This window comes from Agromyces sp. NPDC055658, from assembly GCF_053618155.1.
Window position 1 is genome coordinate 86,193 of the sequence record NZ_JBSHHD010000011.1, and the last position, 20,656, is coordinate 106,848.

15 protein-coding genes are annotated in these 20,656 nt (G+C 72.0%); 11 read left to right on the forward strand and 4 right to left on the reverse strand.

Translation table 11 applies throughout. The features are described from left to right. Nucleotides 1–22: 22 nt before the first annotated feature. From ACWGPE_RS07440 to ACWGPE_RS07455, 4 genes are all read right to left on the reverse strand, one after another. A complete protein-coding gene (locus ACWGPE_RS07440) occupies nucleotides 23–1,165 on the reverse strand; it encodes an ABC transporter ATP-binding protein (RefSeq protein WP_275506227.1) in 1,143 nt (380 codons plus the stop codon). A gap of 76 nt (nucleotides 1,166–1,241) precedes the next feature. Beyond that, entirely contained in the window at nucleotides 1,242–2,789 is a 1,548-nt protein-coding gene (locus ACWGPE_RS07445; RefSeq protein WP_452048436.1) for a DHA2 family efflux MFS transporter permease subunit, read from the reverse strand. Nucleotides 2,790–2,839: 50 nt separating this feature from the next. After that, complete coding sequence (locus ACWGPE_RS07450; RefSeq protein ID WP_231428676.1) at nucleotides 2,840–4,465, reverse strand: LVIVD repeat-containing protein; 1,626 nt, start codon at nucleotides 4,463–4,465, stop codon at nucleotides 2,840–2,842. Nucleotides 4,466–4,605: 140 nt separating this feature from the next. Further along, on the reverse strand, nucleotides 4,606–5,556 hold the full coding sequence (locus tag ACWGPE_RS07455; RefSeq protein ID WP_275506225.1) for a LysR substrate-binding domain-containing protein: 951 nt from the start codon (nucleotides 5,554–5,556) through the stop codon (nucleotides 4,606–4,608). An 83-nt stretch (nucleotides 5,557–5,639) separates the two neighbouring features. Here ACWGPE_RS07455 and ACWGPE_RS07460 point away from each other — a divergent pair, with 83 nt between their 5' ends. From ACWGPE_RS07460 to ACWGPE_RS07510, 11 genes are all read left to right on the forward strand, one after another. Continuing rightward, nucleotides 5,640–7,148: a 2-hydroxymuconic semialdehyde dehydrogenase gene (locus ACWGPE_RS07460; protein ID WP_376930880.1), complete on the forward strand. Its 1,509-nt coding sequence runs from the start codon at nucleotides 5,640–5,642 to the stop codon at nucleotides 7,146–7,148. Next, entirely contained in the window at nucleotides 7,145–8,035 is an 891-nt protein-coding gene (locus ACWGPE_RS07465) for a 2-keto-4-pentenoate hydratase (RefSeq protein WP_452048437.1), read from the forward strand. Before ACWGPE_RS07460 ends, ACWGPE_RS07465 begins: the two co-directional genes overlap by 4 nt. Further along, nucleotides 8,032–8,988 (forward strand): acetaldehyde dehydrogenase (acetylating), encoded by a 957-nt coding sequence (locus ACWGPE_RS07470; RefSeq protein ID WP_452048438.1) that lies wholly within the window; start codon nucleotides 8,032–8,034, stop codon nucleotides 8,986–8,988. Before ACWGPE_RS07465 ends, ACWGPE_RS07470 begins: the two co-directional genes overlap by 4 nt. Continuing rightward, the gene (gene dmpG, locus ACWGPE_RS07475; protein WP_452048439.1) at nucleotides 8,985–10,052 is read left to right on the forward strand and encodes a 4-hydroxy-2-oxovalerate aldolase; all 1,068 of its coding nucleotides are present in this window, start codon (nucleotides 8,985–8,987) and stop codon (nucleotides 10,050–10,052) included. The genes ACWGPE_RS07470 and dmpG overlap by 4 nt, the downstream gene beginning before the upstream one ends. After that, complete coding sequence (locus ACWGPE_RS07480; protein WP_376930876.1) at nucleotides 10,049–10,840, forward strand: 2-keto-4-pentenoate hydratase; 792 nt, start codon at nucleotides 10,049–10,051, stop codon at nucleotides 10,838–10,840. Before dmpG ends, ACWGPE_RS07480 begins: the two co-directional genes overlap by 4 nt. Then, a complete protein-coding gene (locus tag ACWGPE_RS07485) occupies nucleotides 10,837–11,301 on the forward strand; it encodes a RidA family protein (protein WP_452048440.1) in 465 nt (154 codons plus the stop codon). Before ACWGPE_RS07480 ends, ACWGPE_RS07485 begins: the two co-directional genes overlap by 4 nt. Next, complete coding sequence (locus tag ACWGPE_RS07490; protein ID WP_452048441.1) at nucleotides 11,298–11,822, forward strand: 3-hydroxyanthranilate 3,4-dioxygenase; 525 nt, start codon at nucleotides 11,298–11,300, stop codon at nucleotides 11,820–11,822. Before ACWGPE_RS07485 ends, ACWGPE_RS07490 begins: the two co-directional genes overlap by 4 nt. Nucleotides 11,823–11,827: 5 nt before the next feature. Beyond that, nucleotides 11,828–12,820 (forward strand): amidohydrolase family protein, encoded by a 993-nt coding sequence (locus ACWGPE_RS07495; protein WP_231428684.1) that lies wholly within the window; start codon nucleotides 11,828–11,830, stop codon nucleotides 12,818–12,820. A 55-nt stretch (nucleotides 12,821–12,875) separates the two neighbouring features. Continuing rightward, on the forward strand, nucleotides 12,876–14,192 hold the full coding sequence (gene kynU / locus ACWGPE_RS07500; RefSeq protein ID WP_452048442.1) for a kynureninase: 1,317 nt from the start codon (nucleotides 12,876–12,878) through the stop codon (nucleotides 14,190–14,192). A gap of 232 nt (nucleotides 14,193–14,424) precedes the next feature. Next, the gene (locus tag ACWGPE_RS07505) at nucleotides 14,425–15,984 is read left to right on the forward strand and encodes a PucR family transcriptional regulator (RefSeq protein ID WP_452048443.1); all 1,560 of its coding nucleotides are present in this window, start codon (nucleotides 14,425–14,427) and stop codon (nucleotides 15,982–15,984) included. A 290-nt stretch (nucleotides 15,985–16,274) separates the two neighbouring features. Further along, on the forward strand, nucleotides 16,275–20,615 hold the full coding sequence (locus ACWGPE_RS07510) for an alpha-L-fucosidase (protein WP_452048444.1): 4,341 nt from the start codon (nucleotides 16,275–16,277) through the stop codon (nucleotides 20,613–20,615). The last annotated feature ends 41 nt before the right edge of the window (nucleotides 20,616–20,656 follow it).

Consider the following 20,656-nt stretch of genomic DNA (forward strand, 5'->3'; position numbering starts at 1 on the left):
TGGGGTGAATCGGGTGGAACTCCTAGTCGGCGAGCACGCGGCACGCCGGGGGCGCGAGCTCGATGAACACCGAGCTCCCGTTCGCGGGCGAGTCGAGGGGCGCGCCGCGCGCGACGAGCGTGCCGGCGACGCCCTGCCCGTCGAGCACCTCGACTTCGACCTCGACGATCTCGCCGAGGAACTCGACGCGCACGACCCTGGCGGGCAGCACGTTCGGCCGGTCGGGCGCGGTCTCGTGCCAGCGCACGCTCTCGGGCCGGAAGGTGACGGTGACCTCGCTGCCCGTGCCGAGCTCGGCCGGGCAGGGGGTCACGAGCTTCGTGCCGAACGCCGAGACGATCGCGTCGCCGTTCGCGTCGCGCCCCTGCACGACCGCGGGGATCATGTTGACCCGTCCCACGAAGTCGGCGACGAAGCGGTCGGCCGGCTGGTAGTAGAGCTCGCGCGGCGTCGCCTCCTGCACGATGCGGCCCCCGTTCATGACCGCGACCCGGTCCGACATCGACAGCGCCTCCGACTGGTCGTGCGTGACGTAGAGCGCGGTGATGCCGAGCTGCTGCTGCAGCCGGCGCAGCTCGTTGCGCATGGTGTCGCGGAGCTTCGCGTCGAGGTTCGAGAGCGGCTCGTCGAGCAGCAGCAGCTTGGGCCGGTGGGCGAGCGCGCGGGCGAGCGCGAGGCGCTGCTGCTGCCCGCCCGAGAGGGCGGTCGCGGGCCGGTGCGCGTAGCCGTCGAGCTGCACGAGCTCGAGCGCCTCCATCGCGCGCTTCCTCGCCTCCTGCTTCGGCAGCCGGCTGCCCGACACCTGCAGCGGGAACACCGCGTTGGCGAAGACGCTCATGTGCGGCCAGATCGCGTAGTTCTGGAAGACCATGCCGACGTCGCGCTTGTCGGGCGAGACGTGCGACGACGCGGTCGAGAGCACCCTGCCGTCGAGCGAGATGGTTCCGCCGTTGCTCGTCTCGAGCCCGGCGACGCACCGCAGCGTGGTCGTCTTGCCGCAGCCCGAGGGGCCGAGCAGCGACGTGAACGTGCCGGGCTCGATCGTGAAGGTCACGCCCTTGACGACGGGCACGTCGGCACCGTCGAGCGAGTAGTGCTTCTCGAGGCCGTCGACGATCAGGCGTCCGCCTCCGTCTGCTGCGGTCGTGGGGTGCGGCGTCGTCACTGACGGCCTCCTTCGGTTTCGTATTCAGGATCCAGAAGAACGGTGCGGATGCCTCGGCGAGGCGTTGCGACGGCCATCAGTGCTCGGCGCCCGAGGTCGAGACGGCGGTGCTGCCGGATGTCGCGGCCGTCGTGGTCGCCGATATCGCCGACTGCGACGCCGACGTTCGCTCGCCCCATCCGACGGTGACCTTCGGCTTCGCGAAGAACGCCACGACCCCGGCGCACACCACGAACCCGGCGACCGCGAGCAGCAGCGACTGCGACATCGCGGCCGAGAACCCGCCCGCGAGCCCGGCCGGCAGCGCTCCCCCGCCCGCCCGGGCCGCGTCGGCGTCGAAGCCCGGCAGCTGCGCCGCGAGCGTGAGGCTCATGAGCGCGGCGATCGCGGCCGAGCCGAGCACCGACCCGACCTGGCGGGTCATCGTGTACACGCCGGACCCGGCACCCGCCTGGTCGCGCGGCAGGTTGCGGGTCGCCGTCGACGCGAGCGGGGCGAAGACCCCCGAGATGCCGAGCCCGAGCACGGCCGACGGCAGGAGCAGCAGCCAGAGCGAGACATCCGGGCCCATGAGGGCGCTGTACCAGGACAGCGCGAGCGCCGACGTCGAGAGCCCGGCGAGCGACACCCACTTCGGGTCCACCCGATCGCTGAGCCGGCCGACGAGCGGCGCGAGCACGCCCGAGATCACGGCCATCGGGATGAGCATGAGCGCCGCCTGCGTCGGCGTGAGCCCGCGCGCCACCTGGAAGTAGAACGCGAGCGGCAGCGGCATGGCCGTCATCGCGAGCCCGACGAGCGAGATCGCGACGTTCGAGAGCGAGAAGTTGCGGTCGCGGAAGAGCCCGAGCGGCAGCAGCGGCTCGGCCCGGTTGAACGCCTGCCAGACCACGAACCCGGCGAGCACCACGATGCCGGCGACGATCATGCCCCACACGGTGACCGGGCCCGCGATCGTGCCCCAGTCGTACGTCTGCCCCTCCTGGACGCCGAAGACGACGAGGAACATGCCGACGGCGCTCAGCACGACGCCCAGCCAGTCGAAGCGGTGCGCCCGCGTCTCGAGGTCGGGCACGAGTCGCCACGCGGCGACGAAGGCGACGATGCCGACCGGCACGTTGACGAAGAACACCCACTGCCAGCCGAGGGAGTCGACGAGCACGCCGCCGAGGATCGGGCCGACGAGCGTCGCGACCCCCGCGACCGAGCCCCAGAGGCCCATCGCCGCGCCGCGCTGCTGGGGCGGGAAGACGCGCGTGATCACGGCCATCGTCTGCGGGGTCATGAGGGCGGCGCCGAATCCCTGCAGGGCGCGCGCCGCGATCAGCAGCGCGATCTCGCCCGAGAGCCCGCACCACAGCGAGGCGAGCGTGAACACGACCAGCCCCACGAGGTAGACCCGCTTGGGGCCGAACCGGTCGCCGAGGCGGCCCGTGATCAGCAGCGGAACGGCGTAGGCGAGCAGGTACGCGCTCGTCACCCAGATCACCGAGGTCAGGTCGGCGTCGAGGTCCTCGAGGATCGCCGGGTTCGCGATCGACACGATCGTCGTGTCGACGAGGATCATGAAGAACCCGATGACGAGCGCCCACAGGGCGGGCCACGGCCTGGCGGTCTGGTTCATGGTCGGCTTTCGCACGGGTCGGCTCTCACAGGGGGATGTCTCTGAGCCGACTAGCTCGCGGCGGCGGCGCCCGCGTCGGGCAGGCCGGTGACGGGCTCGCCCAGCAGGGGCGTCGACACGGCGTAGATGCCGTGGTTCGCGAAGAGCCAGATCAGGTTGCGGTCCCACTCGACGAAGATGCCGTGCACCGGCGCTGCGAGATCGTCGTCGTCCTTGAGGCCCATCGGCGGCACGAAGTAGGCGCCGACCTTCGGGTCCTCGGGGTCGCGGACGTCGAAGATCTGCAGCCCCGCCGCGTAGAACGCGTAGGGGATCACGCCGCCGTGCGGGGTGCCGGTGTTCGTGAAGTAGCCCGAGCGCTTCGGCCCGAACGACCCTCGGCGCTGCGCCCAGTCGGTGAAGGCGGCCTCGGCCGGCGGAAGCGGCCGGGGCAGGGTGCGCACGACCCGCGGGTTGGTCGGGTCGCTGACGTCGACCTGGTAGATCTCCTTCGCCGGCTCGTAGCAGTCGGTGTTCATCGGGTAGCCCGAGACGTAGACGTAGCCGGTCTCCTCGACCTGCGTCGTGTCGACGTTGTCGCCCTCCGTGCCGGCGACGCTCGTGGGCAGCTCGCACCATCCGACGTGGTGGATGTTCGCCGGGTCCGAGACGTCGAGCACGAAGAAGCCCTGGCCGCCCTGGGCGGCGTAGCCGTACTTCCAGCCCGACTCGACCGAGCGCGGCATGAACACGCCCATGCGCGAGCCGAACCAGCTCGTCTTGTTGTTCCACCGGTCGTTGCCGGCGAGGACCTCGGAGTCGTCCTCCTCACCCGCGCGGGTGCCGGGCACCCACCACTGCGAGAGCAGCTCGGGGTTCGCCGGGTCGGAGACGTCGTAGGCGGCGTGGCCGGCGGCCCACAGCGTCGTCCTGTACGGCTGGTTCGTGAAGGTGTTGTCGGGGGCCGTCGCGACGAAGAGGTACTTGTCGCCGTAGTAGACGGGCAGGTCGAGTACGCCGTTGCCCTCCTGGATCTCGTCCGGCCCGTGGTTCGGGTCCGTCGAGATCTCGGTGAGCAGCGTCCAGTCGCGCGGGCTCGGCCCGTTCATCTCCCAGGTGCGGAAGCCGCGCAGGCCCTCCCACTCCAGCAGCTGCCCCTCGACGGTGTCGTCGGTCCACTTGTTGGCGACGCGCCCCTTGAGGAAGTAGCGCGGGGTCTCGCTGGCCTGGATGGCGATGTGCTTGCCGAGCTGCTCGTTCCACTGCACGGTGGTCGCGCCGAACTGCGGGCGGGGGTCTGTCCAGCCCCACTGCTCCTCGTCGACGATCTTCAGGTCGCGCGGGTCGGTGATGTCGTAGAGCTTCCAGTGGTTGCCGCCGCCGTAGTGCAGCATGTACCGGGTGCCGTCGACGTCGTAGATGCACTGCCACGAGTGGCTCGTGTTGACGACGATCGGGTAGAACGCCTCGGCCTGCGCGTTGAGGGCGTAGGTCTCGGGGTCGCGGTAGTCGAGCTGGCCGGGCCAGTCGACGAACACGTCGCGCGGGACCGAGGGGGTCGAGGCCGGCGGCAGGAAGGTGCCGTCGGGCTGCATGCCCCAGCTCGCGGGGTCGGGGTCCGCCGGCTCGCCGGCCACCCGCTCGAAGTCCTCGGGGCGGTACTTCTTCGCGTCGGGAACGTAGGGAGAGCCGGCCATGTCGCCTCCATTGGCAGCAGGTGAGTGGGATCGTGACGACGCGGGGGCGCCGTAGATTCAGCGTCATCCGATCCAGCGATGCTGTCCAATATCAATACGGCTCGGAGCCATGACCAATCGGGCATATCGCCCAGCGTTCATCAACCCGCGGAGTGCGCGTGCTCGCGCTCGAACTCGGCGAGCCGGGCACCCTCCTCCCGCAGGTGGGCGAGCAGCGCCGCCGCGGCGGCCGACGGCGCGCGGTCCTTCGGCATCGTGACCCCGACGGACCGCCGGATCGAGCTCAGCGCCGTCGGCAGGAGGCGCAGCTCCTTGTCGTCGACCGCGATGAACATCGGCAGCGCCGCGATGACGTCGGTCGTCACGAGCAGGTTCCGCAGCGTCAGCATCGAGGTGCACTCGACGCGGTCGGCGGGCAGCGGCAGCCCCTCGTGGAAGAACACGGCCTCGAGCTCGGCGCGCAGCGCCGTCTGGGCGACGGGGAAGATCCACGGGTACGCGACGAGGTCGGCGAGCGCGGTCGAACGATGGTGCACGGGATGCCCCGCCCTCGCGACGAGCCGGATCGGCTCCTGGTGCAGCCGCTCCTGCTCGAGCCTGACCGGCACGCTCGACGAGAGCCGGCCGACGGTGAGGTCGAGGTCGCCCGCGAGCAGCAGCTGCTGCAGGGTGTCGGGCGTGCCCTCGCGCACGACGACGGTGAGTCGCGGGTGCTCCCGCTTGAGCCCGGCGATCGCCCTCGGCAGCAGCAGGTTCGAGCCCGCGAGGTGCGTGCCGACCGTCACGGTGCCGAGCTGGCCCGACTGCAGCAGCCGCACCTCCTCGCCCGCGACGCGGAGCTCGGCGAGCACCGACCTGGCGCGCTCGATGAACGGACGGCCGTACTCGGTCGGCGTCACACCCCGCGGCAACCGCTCGAACAACGGCACGCCGAGGATCTCCTCGGCCTCGCGGAGCCCGCGGGTCACGACGGGCTGGGTGATGTGCAGCGCCTCGGCGGCGCGCACGAGCGTGCCCTCGTCGGCGATGGTGGTGACGAGCACGAGATGCCGGATCTTGAGCCGGCCGTCCAGGAGTCGATCGGTGGCCATGCCGCAGGACTATAGCCGAAAGGGCATGGCAGTGCAGCAAGAGAGTATTTGTCGGCATCCCTCCGCCTTCCTAGCCTGAAGCCATGCCAACGCAGACGACGACGTCGGCGGTGACGGCGACCGCCGCCCCGCCCGCCCCGAACCGGCTCCGCAACTTCATCGGGGGCGAACCCGTCGACGGCGTGCGCGGCTTCGACAAGACGAACCCGGTCGACGGCTCGCTCGTCGCGATCGTGCACGAGGCGGGCGCCGACGAGGTCGACCGTGCGGTCGCCGCGGCGAGGGCCGCGCTCGAGGGCCCGTGGGGACGCATGACGGTCGCCGACCGCACCCGCCTGCTGCGCCGGGTCGCCGACGTCATCGACCGCCGGGCCGACGAGCTCGTCGCGGCCGAGGTCGGCGACACCGGCAAGCCCGAGACCCTCGCCCGCGACCTCGACGTCGCCCGGGCGTCGGCGAACTTCCGCGCCGCGGCCGACACGGTCTCGTCGGCCGGCCTCGACTCGTACCTCACCGAGATGCCCGACGGGCGCCGCGCGCTGAACTACGCCGTGCGCAAGCCGCTCGGCGTCGTCGCGGTGATCGTGCCGTGGAACCTGCCGCTGCTGCTGCTGACGTGGAAGCTCGCCCCCGCCCTCGCCGCGGGCAACACCGTCGTCGTGAAGCCCTCCGAGGAGACGCCCTCGTCGGCCACGCTCCTCGCCGAGATCCTCGTGGAGGCGGGCGTGCCCGCCGGCGTCGTGAACGTCGTGCACGGATTCGGCACCCGCTCGGCGGGCGAACTGCTGACGAGGCATCCCGGCATCGACGGGGTCACGTTCACGGGCGAGTCGTCGACCGGGTCGGCGATCATGCGAGCGGTCGCCCCGCGGGTGCGGCCGGTCTCGTTCGAGCTCGGCGGCAAGAACGCCGCCGTCGTCTTCGCCGACGCCGACCTCGATGCCGCGATCGCCGGACTCGCCCGCTCGACCTACCTCAACACGGGCCAGGTCTGCCTCTGCACCGAGCGCATCTACGTCGAGCGCTCGATCTTCGCCGACGTCGCGGCCGGGCTCGCCGAGCAGGCGTCGCGCCTGCGGCTCGGTCGCCCCGAGGACCCGGCGACGACGACCGGCCCGCTCATCTCGCAGGCGCACCGAGACAAGGTGCTCGGCTACTTCGAGCTCGCCCGCGAGGAGGGCGCGACGGTGCTCGCGGGCGGCGGCGTGCCGACCCTCGGCGACGGCCTCGACGGCGGCTCGTGGATCGAGCCGACCCTGTGGACAGGGCTCGACAACTCGCACCGCACGATGCGCGAGGAGGTCTTCGGACCGGTCACCGCGCTCGTGCCCTTCGACACCGAGGAGGAGGCGATCGCGCTCGCGAACGACACCGACTACGGGCTCGCCGCCGTCACCTGGACGAGCGACCTCACCCGCGGCCACCGCGTCGCGCAGCGCATGCGCGTCGGCATGTCGTGGGTGAACACCTGGTACCTGCGCGACCTGCGCAGCCCCTTCGGCGGCGTCGGGCTCTCGGGCGTCGGCCGCGAGGGCGGCCGCCACTCGCTCGAGTTCTACACCGAGCCGACGAACGTGTGCGTGCAGCTGTGAGCGGGCAGGCGACGCCGGCCTGGCCTGGCGAGCACGAGGTGACGGATGCCTCGGGCGCGACGAGCTCGACGATCGGGGCCTCGAACGCGGATGCCTCGTGGCGCGACGCCGACGAACGGCTGCGCGCCGCCGCCCGCACCGGCGTGGCGTGCGCCCCCGTGCGCGAGCTCATCGGCGAGACCGACGAGCGCGCGGCCTACGCCGTGCAGTCGCTCGGCGTCGAGCGGCGCCTCGCCGAGGGCCGCCGCATCGTCGGCCGCAAGATCGGGCTCACCTCGCCCGCCGTGCAGGCGCAGTTCGGCGTCTACACGCCCGACTACGGGGTGCTGCTCGACGACATGGTCTTCGCCGACCGCGAGCCGATCGACCTCGGCCGCTTCCTGCAGCCCCGCGCCGAGGCCGAGGTCGCGTTCGTGCTCGGCCGCGACCTCGACTCCCCCACGGCGCACGTCGCCGACGTGATCCGCGCGACCGAGTTCGTGCTGCCCGCGATCGAGGTCGTCGACTCCCGCATCGCGGGCTGGGACATCCGCATCACCGACACGATCGCCGACAACGCCTCGAGCGGGGCGGTCGTGCTCGGCACCACCCCGCACCGCCTCGACGGGCTCGACCTCGCGGGGGTGGGCATGCGGCTCGACCACGGCGGCGAACCCGTGTCGACCGGGTCGGGTGCCGCGTGCCTCGGCAACCCGGTGATCGCCGTCGCGTGGCTCGCCCGTGCCGTCGCGCGGCACGGCCGGCCGCTCCGTGCGGGCGAGGTCATCCTCTCGGGCGCCCTCGGCCCGATGGTCGCCGCCGCCGAGGGCGTGTTCCACGCCCGGCTCGACGGCCTCGGCGAGGTGCGGGCCGACTTCATCACGACCACGGAAGGAGCCGCGGCATGACGACCGGCGTCGCCATCATCGGATCCGGCAACATCGGCACCGACCTGCTCATCAAGGTCAAGCGCCTCTCGTCGACCCTGCGGGTCGTCGCGATGGCCGGCATCGACCCCGACTCCGACGGGCTCGCCCGCGCGCGCCGGCTGGGCGTCGCGACGACGCACGAGGGCGTCGACGGCCTCGTCGCCATGCCCGAGTTCGAGGACGTCGAGCTCGTCTTCGACGCGACGAGTGCGGGCGCGCACGCCCGGAACGACGCGCTGGTCCGCGACGCCGGCCGCGTCATGGTCGACCTCACCCCCGCCGCGATCGGCCCCTACGTCGTGCCCGTCGTGAACCTCGGCGAGCACCTCGGCGCGACGAACGTCAACATGGTGACGTGCGGCGGCCAGGCGACGGTGCCGATGGTGGCGGCGGTCTCGCGCGTCGCGCCCGTCGCCTACGCCGAGATCGTCGCCTCGATCTCATCGCGCTCGGCGGGCCCCGGCACGCGCGCGAACATCGACGAGTTCACGCAGACCACGGCACGCGCGCTCGAGGTCATCGGCGGCGCCGAGCGCGGCAAGGCGATCATCGTGCTGAACCCGGCCGAGCCGCCGCTCATCATGCGCGACACGGTCTACTGCCTCGTCGAGCACGACGACGGGGCCCCGCTCGACGAGGCAGCCGTGCGCGCCTCGGTCGACGCGATGGTCGCCGACGTGCAGGGCTACGTCGGCGGCTACCGGCTCAAGCAGCGGGTGCAGTTCGACCCGGTCGACGAGCCCTACGTGCCCGCGCTCGACCGGCCGTTCCGCGGCACGCGCGTGACCGTCCTGCTCGAGGTCGCCGGAGCCGGCCACTACCTTCCCGACTACGCGGGCAACCTCGACATCATGACCTCGGCGGCGCTGCGCACCGCCGAGCGCCTCGTCGCCGAACGCGCGACCGCCGAACCGCAGGGAGCGAGCGCATGACCGAGATCACCCCCGACGCGACATCCCCCGACGGCCCGAAGGTCTACGTGCAGGACGTCACCCTGCGCGACGGCATGCACGCCATGGCCCACCGCTACACGCTCGACCAGGTCCGCGACATCTCACGCGCCCTCGAGGCCGCGGGCGTCGACGCGATCGAGGTCGCCCACGGCGACGGCCTCGGCGGCTCGAGCGTCGCCTACGGCCAGGGCGCGCACAGCGACTGGCAGTGGATCGAGGCGGCCGCCTCGGTGCTCGAGCGTGCGAAGCTCACGACGCTGATCCTGCCCGGCATCGGCACGATCGACGACCTCGCCCGTGCCCGCGACCTCGGCGTCGCGAGCGTGCGCGTCGCCACCCACTGCACCGAGGCCGACGTCGCCGCGCAGCACATCGGCTGGGCGCGCGAGCACGGCATGGACGTCTCGGGCTTCCTCATGATGAGCCACATGAGCGACCCGCGCGGCCTCGCCGAGCAGGCCCGGCTCATGGAGTCGTACGGCGCCCACTGCGTCTACGTCACCGACTCGGGCGGGCGGCTCACGATGCGGGATGTCGCCGACCGGGTCGACGCGTACCGCGAGGTGCTCGCCCCCGAGACCCAGATCGGCATCCACGCGCACGAGAACCTCTCGCTCAGCGTCGCGAACAGCGTGACCGCCGTCGAGCACGGCGCCTTCCGCGTCGACGCCTCGCTCGCGGGGCAGGGCGCGGGCGCCGGCAACTGCCCCATCGAGGCGTTCGTCGCCGTCGCCGACCTCGTCGGCTTCGAGCACGGCTGCGACCTGTTCGCCCTGCAGGATGCCGCGGAGGAACTCGTCCGTCCCCTCCAGCGCCGGCCCGTCCGGGTCGACCGCGAGACCCTCACGCTCGGCTACGCGGGCGTGTACTCGAGCTTCCTCCTGCATGCCGAGCGGGCCGCCGAGCGGCACGGGCTCGACGCCCGCGACATCCTCGTCGAACTCGGCAGCCGCCGCATGGTCGGCGGCCAGGAGGACATGATCGTCGACGTCGCGCTCGACCTCGTCGAGGCGCGGTCCGCGGCCGCCGGAGGTGCGGCGTGACCGCCGCCTCGGCCTTCGCGGCGGCCCTCGACCGCGCCCAGCGCACCGCATCGCCGACGACCCAGCTCGCCGCCGACGCGGCGATCGGCCTCGACGCCGCCTACGCGACCCAGCACGCCCTCCTCGCCCGCCGGGTCGCCCGCGGCGAACGCATCGCGGGCTTGAAGCTCGGCTTCACCTCGCGCGCCAAGGCGCAGCAGATGGGCGTCGACGACGTCATCATCGGCACCGTCACCGACGCCATGCGACTCGAGAACGGCGGGGTGTTCGACGTCTCGACGGCGATCCACCCCCGCATCGAACCCGAGGTCGCCTACCTGCTCGGCGACGACCTCGACGACCCCGCGCTCGCCGCGTCCGACGCGGTCGGCGCCGTCGCCGGGGTCGCGCCCGCGCTCGAGGTCATCGACTCGCGCTACCGCGACTTCACGTTCAGCCTCGACGACGTCGTGGCCGACAACGCCTCGGCCGCGGCGTTCGCGATCGGACCGTGGCGGTCGCCCGAGGCGGTCGGGCCGCTCGACAACCGGGCCGTCCGACTCGAGATCGACGGCCGGCTGTCGCAGGCCGGCTCGACCGCCGCGATCCTCGGCGACCCGGTGCGGGCGCTCGACGCCGCGCTCCGTCTCGCCCGCCGGCACGGCTTCGCGCTGCGCGCCGGCATGGTGCTGCTCGCGGGGGCGGCGACCGTCGCGGTGCCGCTGCCGGCCCGCGGCGTCGTCACGGCGCACGTCGCCGGGCTCGGCGAGGTCTCGGTGCGCGCGAACGGCGACGGGGGTGCGCGATGACCGACGCCCGAGGCATCCTCGTCACCGGCAAGGCGACGCCGCGCGGCCGGTTCCCGCACGCCCGGGTCTCGGGCGACCTCGTGTTCGTGTCGGGCACCTCGAGCAGGCGCCCCGACAACACGATCGCGGGCGCGGAGGCCGACGAGTTCGGCGCGACGCGGCTCGACATCGCCGTGCAGACGCGCGCCGTCATCGAGAACATCCGCGAGATCCTGTCCGAGGCGGGCTGCACGCTCGACGACCTCGTGCAGGCGACGAGCTACCTCGTCGACATGAACGACTTCGCCGGCTACAACGCGGTCTGGGCCGAGTACTTCGACGAGCGCGGGCCCACCCGCACGACCGTCGCCGTGCACCAGCTGCCGCACCCGCACCTGCGCATCGAGATCCAGGCGATCGCGCGACGCCCCGACGCATCCCACGACCCCAGCGCCACAACTCTCGAGGAGGAGAACCAATGAGCACCATCCCACCCGTCATCGATTTCGCCGCGTGGATCAAGGAGCACGAGCACCTGCTCCAGCCCCCGGTGAACAACAAGCAGGCGTTCATCCCGATGAACGACTTCATCGTGCAGGTCGTCGGCGGCCCGAACCAGCGCACCGACTTCCACTTCGACCCGTACGAGGAGTGGTTCTACCAGTACCGGGGCAACATGCACGTCAACATCCAGACCGAGGACGGCCCGCAGCGCATCGACATCCGCGAGGGCGAGATGTGGCTGCTGCCCGGCAACGCGTACCACTCGCCCCAGCGCCCCGAGGCCGGCTCGATCGGCATCGTCATCGAGCGCATCCGCGAGGAGGGCACCCTCGAGAAGTTCGCCTGGTTCTGCCCGAACTGCAACGAGAAGGTGCACGAGGTCGAGCTGCAGGTGCGCGACATCGTCGAGGACCTGCCGCCCGTCTTCCGCGAGTTCTACGAGAGCGAAGAGGGTCGGACGTGCCCGAAGTGCGGCACCGTCCACCCCGGCAAGGGCTGAACCCGTTGGGCACGATCGACGTCCACACGCACTTCGTGCCGCACGCCTGGCCCGACCTCGCCGCCGAGGTCGGGCCCGGCGTCTGGCCGACGCTGCGGGTGGACTCCGAGCGCGAGGCGATGATCATGCTCGGCTCGAGCGAGTTCCGGCGCATCGACGACCGCTGCTGGAACGCCGAGGCGCGCCTCGCCGACATGGACGCCGACGGCGTCGAACTGCAGGTCGTCTCGCCGACCCCGCTCTTCTTCTCGTACACGGCGGCGGCCGACGAGGGCGCGAAGGTCGCACGCATCTTCAACGACCTCGCGCTCGAGCTGTGCGAGCAGGCGCCCGACCGGCTCGTGCCGTTCGCACAGGTGCCGTTGCAGAGCACCGACGCCGCGTGCGCCGAGGCGTCGCGCGCGATCGCCTCGGGCCACGCCGGCGTCGAGATCGGCAACCACGTCGGCGATCGCGACCTCGACGACGAGGGCGTCGTCACCTTCCTGCAGCACTGTGCGGCCGAGGGCATCCCCGTGTTCGTGCACCCGTGGGACATGGCGAACTCGCCCCGCCTCGACCGCTGGATGGCGCGCTGGCTCGCGGGCATGCCCGCCGAGACCCACCTGTCGATCATCTCGATGATCCTCGGCGGCGTCTTCGACCGGGTGCCCGCGTCGCTCCGCATCGCGTTCGCGCACGGCGGCGGGTCGTTCGCGTTCTGGCTCGGCCGCTTCGAGAACGCCTGGCACCAGCGGCGCGATCTCATCGGCGTCAGCGAGCGGCCGCCCTCGGACTACCTCGACCGGTTCAGCGTCGACTCCGTCGTGTTCGACCCGCCTGCGCTGCGGCTGCTCGTCGACACGCTCGGCGCCGAGCAGGTCATGGTCGGCAGCGACTACCCGTACCCGCTCGGTGAACGCCCCGTCGGATCGGTCGTCGACCGCGCCGAGTTCCTCAGCCCCGCCCAGTGCGAGGCGATCCGCCGCGGAAACGCGCTGCGGTTCCTGGGGCGGTAGCGCCCCTCGGCCACCCCTTTGGCCTCGCCTCGACCCACGATCCGGAGAACCGCACATGAGCCTCGCGACATCCCCCCAGCTCACGATCGACCGCGCGACATGCGCCGCCCTCGACGCGGCCGACCCGCTCGCCGGGTTCCGCGAGCGATTCGACCTTCCCGCGGGCGTCGTCTACCTCGACGGCAACTCGCTCGGAGCGCTGCCGAGGGCGACGCCCGCGCATGTCGAGCGGGTCGTCCGCGAGGAGTGGGGCACCGGGCTGATCCGCAGCTGGAACGACGCGGGCTGGTTCGACAAGCCGCGCGCGCTGGGCGACCGCATCGCCCCGCTCATCGGTGCCGCCCAGGGCGAGGTCGTGCTCGGCGACTCCACGTCGTCGAGCCTGTTCCAGGTCGCGGTCGCGGCGACCAGGCTGCGACCCGGCCGACGGGTGATCGTGTCGGAGCGCGGCAGCTTCCCGACCGACCTGTACATCCTCGAGGGCGTCCAGGAGCTCGCGGGCGCCGACGCCGGCGGGCCGCTCGAGCGACGGCTCATCGACGACGAGGCCGACCTCGACGACGTTCTCGGCGACGACGTCGCGGTCGTCGTGCTCACTCACGTGAACTACCGCACGGGGCGCATGTACGACCTGGCCGACGTCACCCGGCGGGTGCACGAGGCCGGCGCGCTCATGGTGTGGGACCTCTGCCACTCGGTCGGCGCCGTGCCGGTCGACCTGGCCGGCGCCGGCGCCGACTTCGCGATCGGGTGCACGTACAAGTACCTCAACGGCGGACCGGGCTCGCCCTCGTTCATCTGGGTCGCGGAGCGGCACCAGGCCGAGGCGCGCCCCGCGCTCACCGGGTGGCACGGGCACGCGAGGCCGTTCGACTTCGGCCTCGACTACGCGCCGGCGGACGGGGTCGCCCGGTTCCGGGTGGGCACCCCGCAGCTGCTCTCGGTCGCGGGGCTCGAGGCGAGCCTCGACGTGTGGGCCGACGTCGATCTCGAAGCGCTGCGCGAGAAGAGCCTGCGCCTCACCGAGCTGTTCATCTCGCTCGTCGACACCCGGCTCGCGCGGTGGGACGTCGAGGTGGTCTCGCCCCGTCAGTCCGCTCGCCGCGGCAGCCAGGTCGCGCTGCGGTTCGGCGGCGACGACGGCGTGCGCGACGGGCTGCCCGAGACGGCCGACGGCTACGCGGTCATGCAGGCGATCATCGGGCGCGGCGTCATCGGCGACTTCCGCGCGCCCGACCTCATGCGCTTCGGCTTCGCCCCGCTCTACGTCTCGCACACCGATGTCTGGGACGCGGTCGCGGTGCTCGAGGACGTGCTCGCGAGCGAGACCTGGCGCGAACCGCGCTTCGCACGCCGCAGCGCCGTCACCTGACGGGCGCTCCGGCGCTCGGCGACGGCGCGCCTCCCCGAGCGTGCATTCGCCGCCCGAGACCGGGCGACGAATGCACGCTCGAGTGCGGTCGCGCAACACAGCTGGATGCCTCGGCGCCGATGTGTACACTCAGGGCATGATGTTCGCCGGCGTGTACACCAGCGTCGGCCGGGCAACCCCGACGGTCGAGTAGGCCGGCCGGGGCCGAGTCGAGACACCGAGGCACCCCCGCATGAAGCCCACCGTGCAGACACTGCTCGCCCGCCCCGAGCTGGGCCTCGGCCTCCTCACGCCCATCGAGTCGCTGTCGGCCGGCGCACTCGACGCGCCCGTCGTGTGGGCGCACAGCTCCGACCTCGCCGACCCGACGCCGTTCCTCGACGCCGGGCACGTGCTGCTCACGACCGGCACCCAGTTCGCCGAGGGCGTCGTCGGCGACGATGCGGGCGAAGCCGGGTTCGCCGACGCGTACGTCGCCCGCCTGCGGGCGACCGGCATCGCGGCGCTCGGCTTCGGCACCGAGGTCATCCGCGCCGGCACGCCCGAGGCGCTCGTGGCCGCGTGCACCGCGCAGGGCCTCCCGCTCTTCGAGGTGCCGTACCGGGTGCCGTTCATCGCCATCGCCCGCACGGTCGCCGACCTCATCGCCGAAGACGCGTACGCCCGTCAGGCGTGGGCGCTCGCGGCGCAGCGCGCGATCTCGCTCGCCGCCCTCCGGCCCGACGGCCTCTCGGCCACCCTCGCCGAGCTCTCGAACCGGCTCGGCGCCTGGGTCGGGCTCATCGACGCGACCGGCACGCTCGACCGCGAGGCGCCGGCCGACGGACTGCCGCAGCCCGCGCTCGGCGAGGTCGTGGGCGAGGCCCGCTCGATGATCCGGCGCGGCCAGCGCGCGAGCCGCACCCTCGTCGCCGGCGAGTCGACCGGCGCTCCGCAGCGCATGACCCTGCAGACCCTCGGCGGCGGCGGGGCCCTGCGCGGAGTGCTCGCGATCGGCGACTCCGCCGAGCTCGACGCCGCCGGCCGGGAGGTCGTGAACGCGGTGATCGCCCTCGCCGGGCTCGCGCTCGAGCAGAACCGCGACCTCGACCGCGCCCGCGGTCACCTGCGATCGGGGCTGCTCCGCGGCATCCTCGACGGCGACACGGCGCTCGCCGAGCGCGTGTCGGCCGAGATGTGGGGGCCGCTTCCCGAGGCACCCGTGCGCGTCATGGTCACGGATGCCCCGGCCCAGGTCGACCGACTGACCGAACTGCTCGAACTGCGCGTCGAGGAGCGCGGCGGGCGACTGTTCTTCGGGCGGGACGACGAACGGTTCGTGCTCATCGTCGAGGAGGGCGACGCCCCGCTGGCCGAGGAGCTCGCGACCGAGTTCGAGCTTCCGGTCGGCGTCTCCGACCCGGTCGCCGAGGCGGGCGTTCCGCAGGCGCACGAGCAGGCGCTGCGCGCCCTCGACCGGGCGCGCGAGAGCGGCGCCGGCGTCGTCAACTTCGACGAGATCAGCCGGCAGGGCGTGCTCGCCTTCCTCGCGCGCACCGACGCACGCGCCGTCGCGCTCGCGACGCTGGCCCCGCTCACCGAGCACGATGCCGCGAACGGCACGACGCTCGTCGAGACCACGCGGACCTGGCTCGAGCACGGCGGCCAGTTCGACGCCACCGCGCAGGAGCTCGGCGTGCACCGGCACACGGTGCGCAGCCGCATCGCCCTCGCCGAGCGGCTGCTCGGGCGCGACCTCTCGGGCTTCCACGCGCGCGCCGACCTGTGGGCGGCACTGCTCGCGGTCGAGTAGCGCGGCGCTCGGCGCGCACCCCGCTCGGGAGGTCCCCGCGGCCGGGCGGCAGGTCACCGGGCCCGGCTGCGATGCCGCTCCGGCGCCATTGCGCGCGGGCACTCCGTCCACCCCGAGCCACTGACGCATCCTGCTCGAAGAGCAGTCTTCACATTCAGAAATCGTCAGGTCAACCCTTGCCGCTGACGCAGAGAATCGCTACGGTCATCCTATCTTTCCCTACGAAGGAGCCCGCAATGATGCGAATCTGGCCAGTGAAGACGCTGATTTCCACCTCAATCATCGGAGCAATGATCGGCGCGGCGGCGATCGTCGCCGCACCGGCGAATGCGGCTCCTGATGTTCGAACGATCACTCCGGCGTCGGCGGGGCCGACCGGCATCGACGCTGTCATCCCCCGCCCGACCGACTGGACCGCGGGTGACGGGACCGTCGGCCTCACCCGCGCCTCACGGCTGCTCGTCGACGGGCCGTCGCGCGACCTCGCACTGCTGCCCGGGGGCGAGGCCGCCTTCCCCGGCCCGGTCGCCGAGGTCACCCAGGATCTCGCGAAGCGCGTCGCGGCCGAGCTGCGAGACCTCACGGGGCTGCCGCTCAAGACCACGGGCGAGGTCGGCAAGGCCGCCGAGGGCGACATCGTGCTGCGGCTCGTCGACGACGAGGCGCTCGGCGCCGAGGGCTATCGCTGGTCGAGCGACGGCCCGATCGTCATCGAGGCGTCGACGACGAACGGCCTCTTCTACGGCACGCGCACCCTCGTGCAGCTGCTCGAAGCCGACGACGACCACCGCGACGTGCCGCGGGCGACGTCGACCGATGTGCCGACGCAGGCCGTGCGCATGATCCAGCTCGACGCCGGCCGCAAGTACTGGTCGATGGAGTCCCTCGAGAACCTGCTGCGCCGCATGGGGCAGCTCAGGCTCAACACGCTCTTCCTCCAACTGTCCGACTCGGAGGGCTTCCGCCTGTACAGCGAGAAGTTCCCCGGGCTCGCCGACCCCGAGCACTCGTACAGCCGGGAGGACATCGACCGGCTCAAGGCCCTCGCCGCCGAGCAGCACGTGCAGCTCATGGGCGGCATCGACGTGCCCGGGCATGCGACGGTCATCAGCGACGCGTTCGGCATCGGCTTCGGCTCGGGCGATGGCGCCTGCACGCAGGCGCACACCCACTCGCACCTCACCCCCGACTGGATCATCGACATGACCCGCGAGGACGCGGTCGCGAAGACCGTCGAGATCGTCGACGAGTTCTCGTCGTGGTTCGACGCCCCGCTCTTCTCGATCGGCGCCGACGAGCTGCCCGGCCAGCTCGCGAACTGCCCCCGTGTGGCGCAGGCGATCGCCGACGATCCCGAGATCGACACCCTCGGTGACCTGCTCACGAGATACATCAACACCCTCGACGCGGTCATCACCGAGAACGGGGCGCGCACCGCGATCTACAACGGCGTCGAGCACATGTCGACGCCGAAGCAGGATCTCAACGCCTCGGTGGTCGACCTCACCTGGGAGGGCACGGGCGCAGGCCCGGCCATCCCGGGGCACGACGAGATCGCGATCGGTCCCTTCTACCTGACGCCGAACAACTACCACAACCTCTACCCCGACGTCGCCTGGATGTACGACGAGTGGGCGCCGAACACGGAGGCGGACCTGCTCGGCTCGGGCATGCCGCACTGGGCCGACTACAACTTCTGGTCGGAGGACGCGTACTGGGAGCAGCTGAGCGCGCTGCCCCGGGCGGTGCTCGCCGACCGCTCGTGGAACGGCTCGGCGACGCCCGACGACCTCGCTGCGTTCACCGCGCGCTTCGACGCCCTCGCCGCTCCGGCCGGCCTCACGACGCCCGATCGGCCGAAGCGGGTCGACGACGGCGAGCCGTCGCACCGCTGGACGTTCGACGAGGCCGAGTACCCCTCGGGCTGGACGTGGGCCGGCAGCCCGGGAAACACGATCTTCGCCGAGGACGCGGCGGGCGACCTGCCGGGCTCGACCTACATCATCAACAACCCGACCCTCGTCGACGGCGGGGTGAAGGGCGAGGCGTTCCGGTTCGACCACAACCGCGACGGCGTCGGGTTCGGCGGGGTCGACGTCGCCGAGCCGTGGACGGTCTCGACGTGGGTCAAGCTCTCGTCCGACGCGGGCGAGCAGGTGCTGCTGACCTCGAAGGCGGGCGCGCTCAAGCTGCGCCAGACCGGCACCGGCAAGGTCGGATTCACCGAGTACGGCGTCGCCGACCACTCGTTCGAGTTCACCCTTCCGGCCGGGCGGTGGGTGCAGCTGACCTGGGTCGCGACGGAGGGCGAGACGACGCTCTACGCCGACGGCGCACGCGTGGGTCGGATCGCCGCGTCGATCCCGCTGCCCCTGCGCTCGGTCGGCACCCCGTCGGCGAGCCTGCGCGGCGACCTCGACGAGCTGACCACGTGGGACGAGGCGCTCGACGGCGACCAGGTCGCCGGCTGGTTCGACGGGTACGACGTACCGGCGTGGGACTACACCGCGTCGACCGCCTCGCTCAACTCGCACGAGAGCCCCGAATGGTTCGACGACGACAAGTTCGGCATCTTCGTCCACTGGGGCCCGTACTCGGTGCCCGCCTGGGGGCCGCGCGGCTCGTACGCCGAGTGGTACTGGAACTACATGAACTCGAACGGCTCGGCGACGAACCAGTATCACCGGGCGACGTACGGCGCCGACTACCCGTACGACCGGTTCATCGACGAGTGGAAGGCCGAGGAGTTCGACCCCGAGGCCTGGGTCGACCTCTTCAAGGACGCGGGTGCGAAGTACTTCGTGCTCACCTCGAAGCACCATGACGGCACCGCCCTCTGGGACAGCGATGTGAGCGGACGCGACACGGTCGACCTCGGCCCGAAGCGCGATCTCGCCGGTGAACTGTTCTCGGCCGCCCGCGACGACGGCGAGCTCAAGGCGGGCTTCTACTACTCGCTCTACGAGTGGTACAACCCGGCCTACACGGGCAAGCCGGCCCGCAATCCGTACACCGGTGCCGAGGTGCCGTACACGGGCGCCCCGACGGGGGTGGACTACGTCGACGACTACATGCTTCCGCAGATGCGCGAGCTCATCGACAAGTACGACCCCGACATCCTGTGGTGCGACGGGCAGTGGGAGAAGCCCGCCTCGTACTGGAAGACAGCGGGCGTCATCGCCGAGTACTACAACCGGGCGAAGAACGGCGAGGAGCCGCACGAGGTCGCCGTCGCGAACCGGTGCAAGATCGACTCCGGATCGCTCGACTCGACGGAGCTCGACTTCCAGACGCCCGAGTACACGGTCAAGCCCGACATCGACACGAACAAGTGGGAGTCGAGCCGCGGCATCGCGCACTCGTACGGCTACAACCAGAACGAGCCGATCGAGGACTACCTCACGAGCGACCAGCTGGTCGAGTCGCTCGTCGACATCGTGAGCAAGAACGGCAACCTGCTGCTCGACGTCGGCCCGAAGGCCGACGGCACCATCCCCGAGCTGCAGGCCGAGCGGCTGCGCGACATCGGCGCCTGGCTCGACGTGAACGGCGACGCGATCTACGGCACGACCTACTGGAACCGCGCGGACGAGCCGGCGTCCGACGTGCCGGTGCGGTACACGCAGCGCGACGGCTCGCTCTACGCGACCGCGCTCGACTGGCCCGGCGAGCGGCTGACCCTCGGCGACGACCTGCCCTTCGGCGACGACACGGAGGTCGAACTGCTCGGTTCCGACGGGAAGTCGCTCGACTGGGAGCGCAACGACGCCGGCGAGATCGAGATCGAGATGCCCGAGGAGGGCGCCGAGGCCACGACCTCGACCCATGCGTTCACCTTCGAGATCTCGAACCCCGGCCTCGACAGCCTCCTGCGCACGATGGTGCGCGTACCGGAGGCCGTGCAGCGAGGTGCGACGGTCGTGGGGTCGGCGGTGATCGCCAATCCCTCGTCGGAGCGCTCGGAGACGTCTGCGATCGAGATCACCGGGCCCGAGGGCTGGACGGTGACGGCGGGCACCGCCTCGGTGCCCGCACTCGCGCCCGGTGAGTCGTACGTCGTGCCGATCACGATCTCGGTGCCGGCCGGTGCCGAGGCCTCGAGTGGGCGGATCGTCGTCACCACGACGAGCGGTGGCGTGTCGACGTCCGCCGGCGCGACCGTGAAGATCGCGCTGCCGAACCTCGCGAAGGGCAAGCCGGCGACGCAGTCGAGCATCGCCTGGGACGGCGTGCCCGAGCGAGCGGTCGACGGCAACCGCAACGGCGCCTTCTCGGGCAACTCGGTGACGCACACCGCTGAGCCCTCGAAGGAGGCCTGGTGGCAGGTCGACGTCGGTGAACTCGCCGCACTCGACCGGGTCGAGATCTACAACCGCACGGACTGCTGCGGCGAGCGCCTCTCGAACTACTGGGTGATGACGTCGGACGAGCCGTTCACGGCGAACGCCCTCGCCGACGCGCGAGCCGAGGCCGACACGGCCACCCGAGTCGCCGAGCAGGCCGGCCGCCCGGCGGTCATCGACCTGCCCGACGGCACGACCGGCCGCTACGTGCGGATCCAGCTCGAGTCCGCCACCCTGCCGCTCTCGCTCGCCGAGGTCGAGGTGCTCGGGACACCGGCGGGCGGCTGAGGCCGCCCGTGGGACGGGGCCGGGGACGCGTCGAGCGTCCC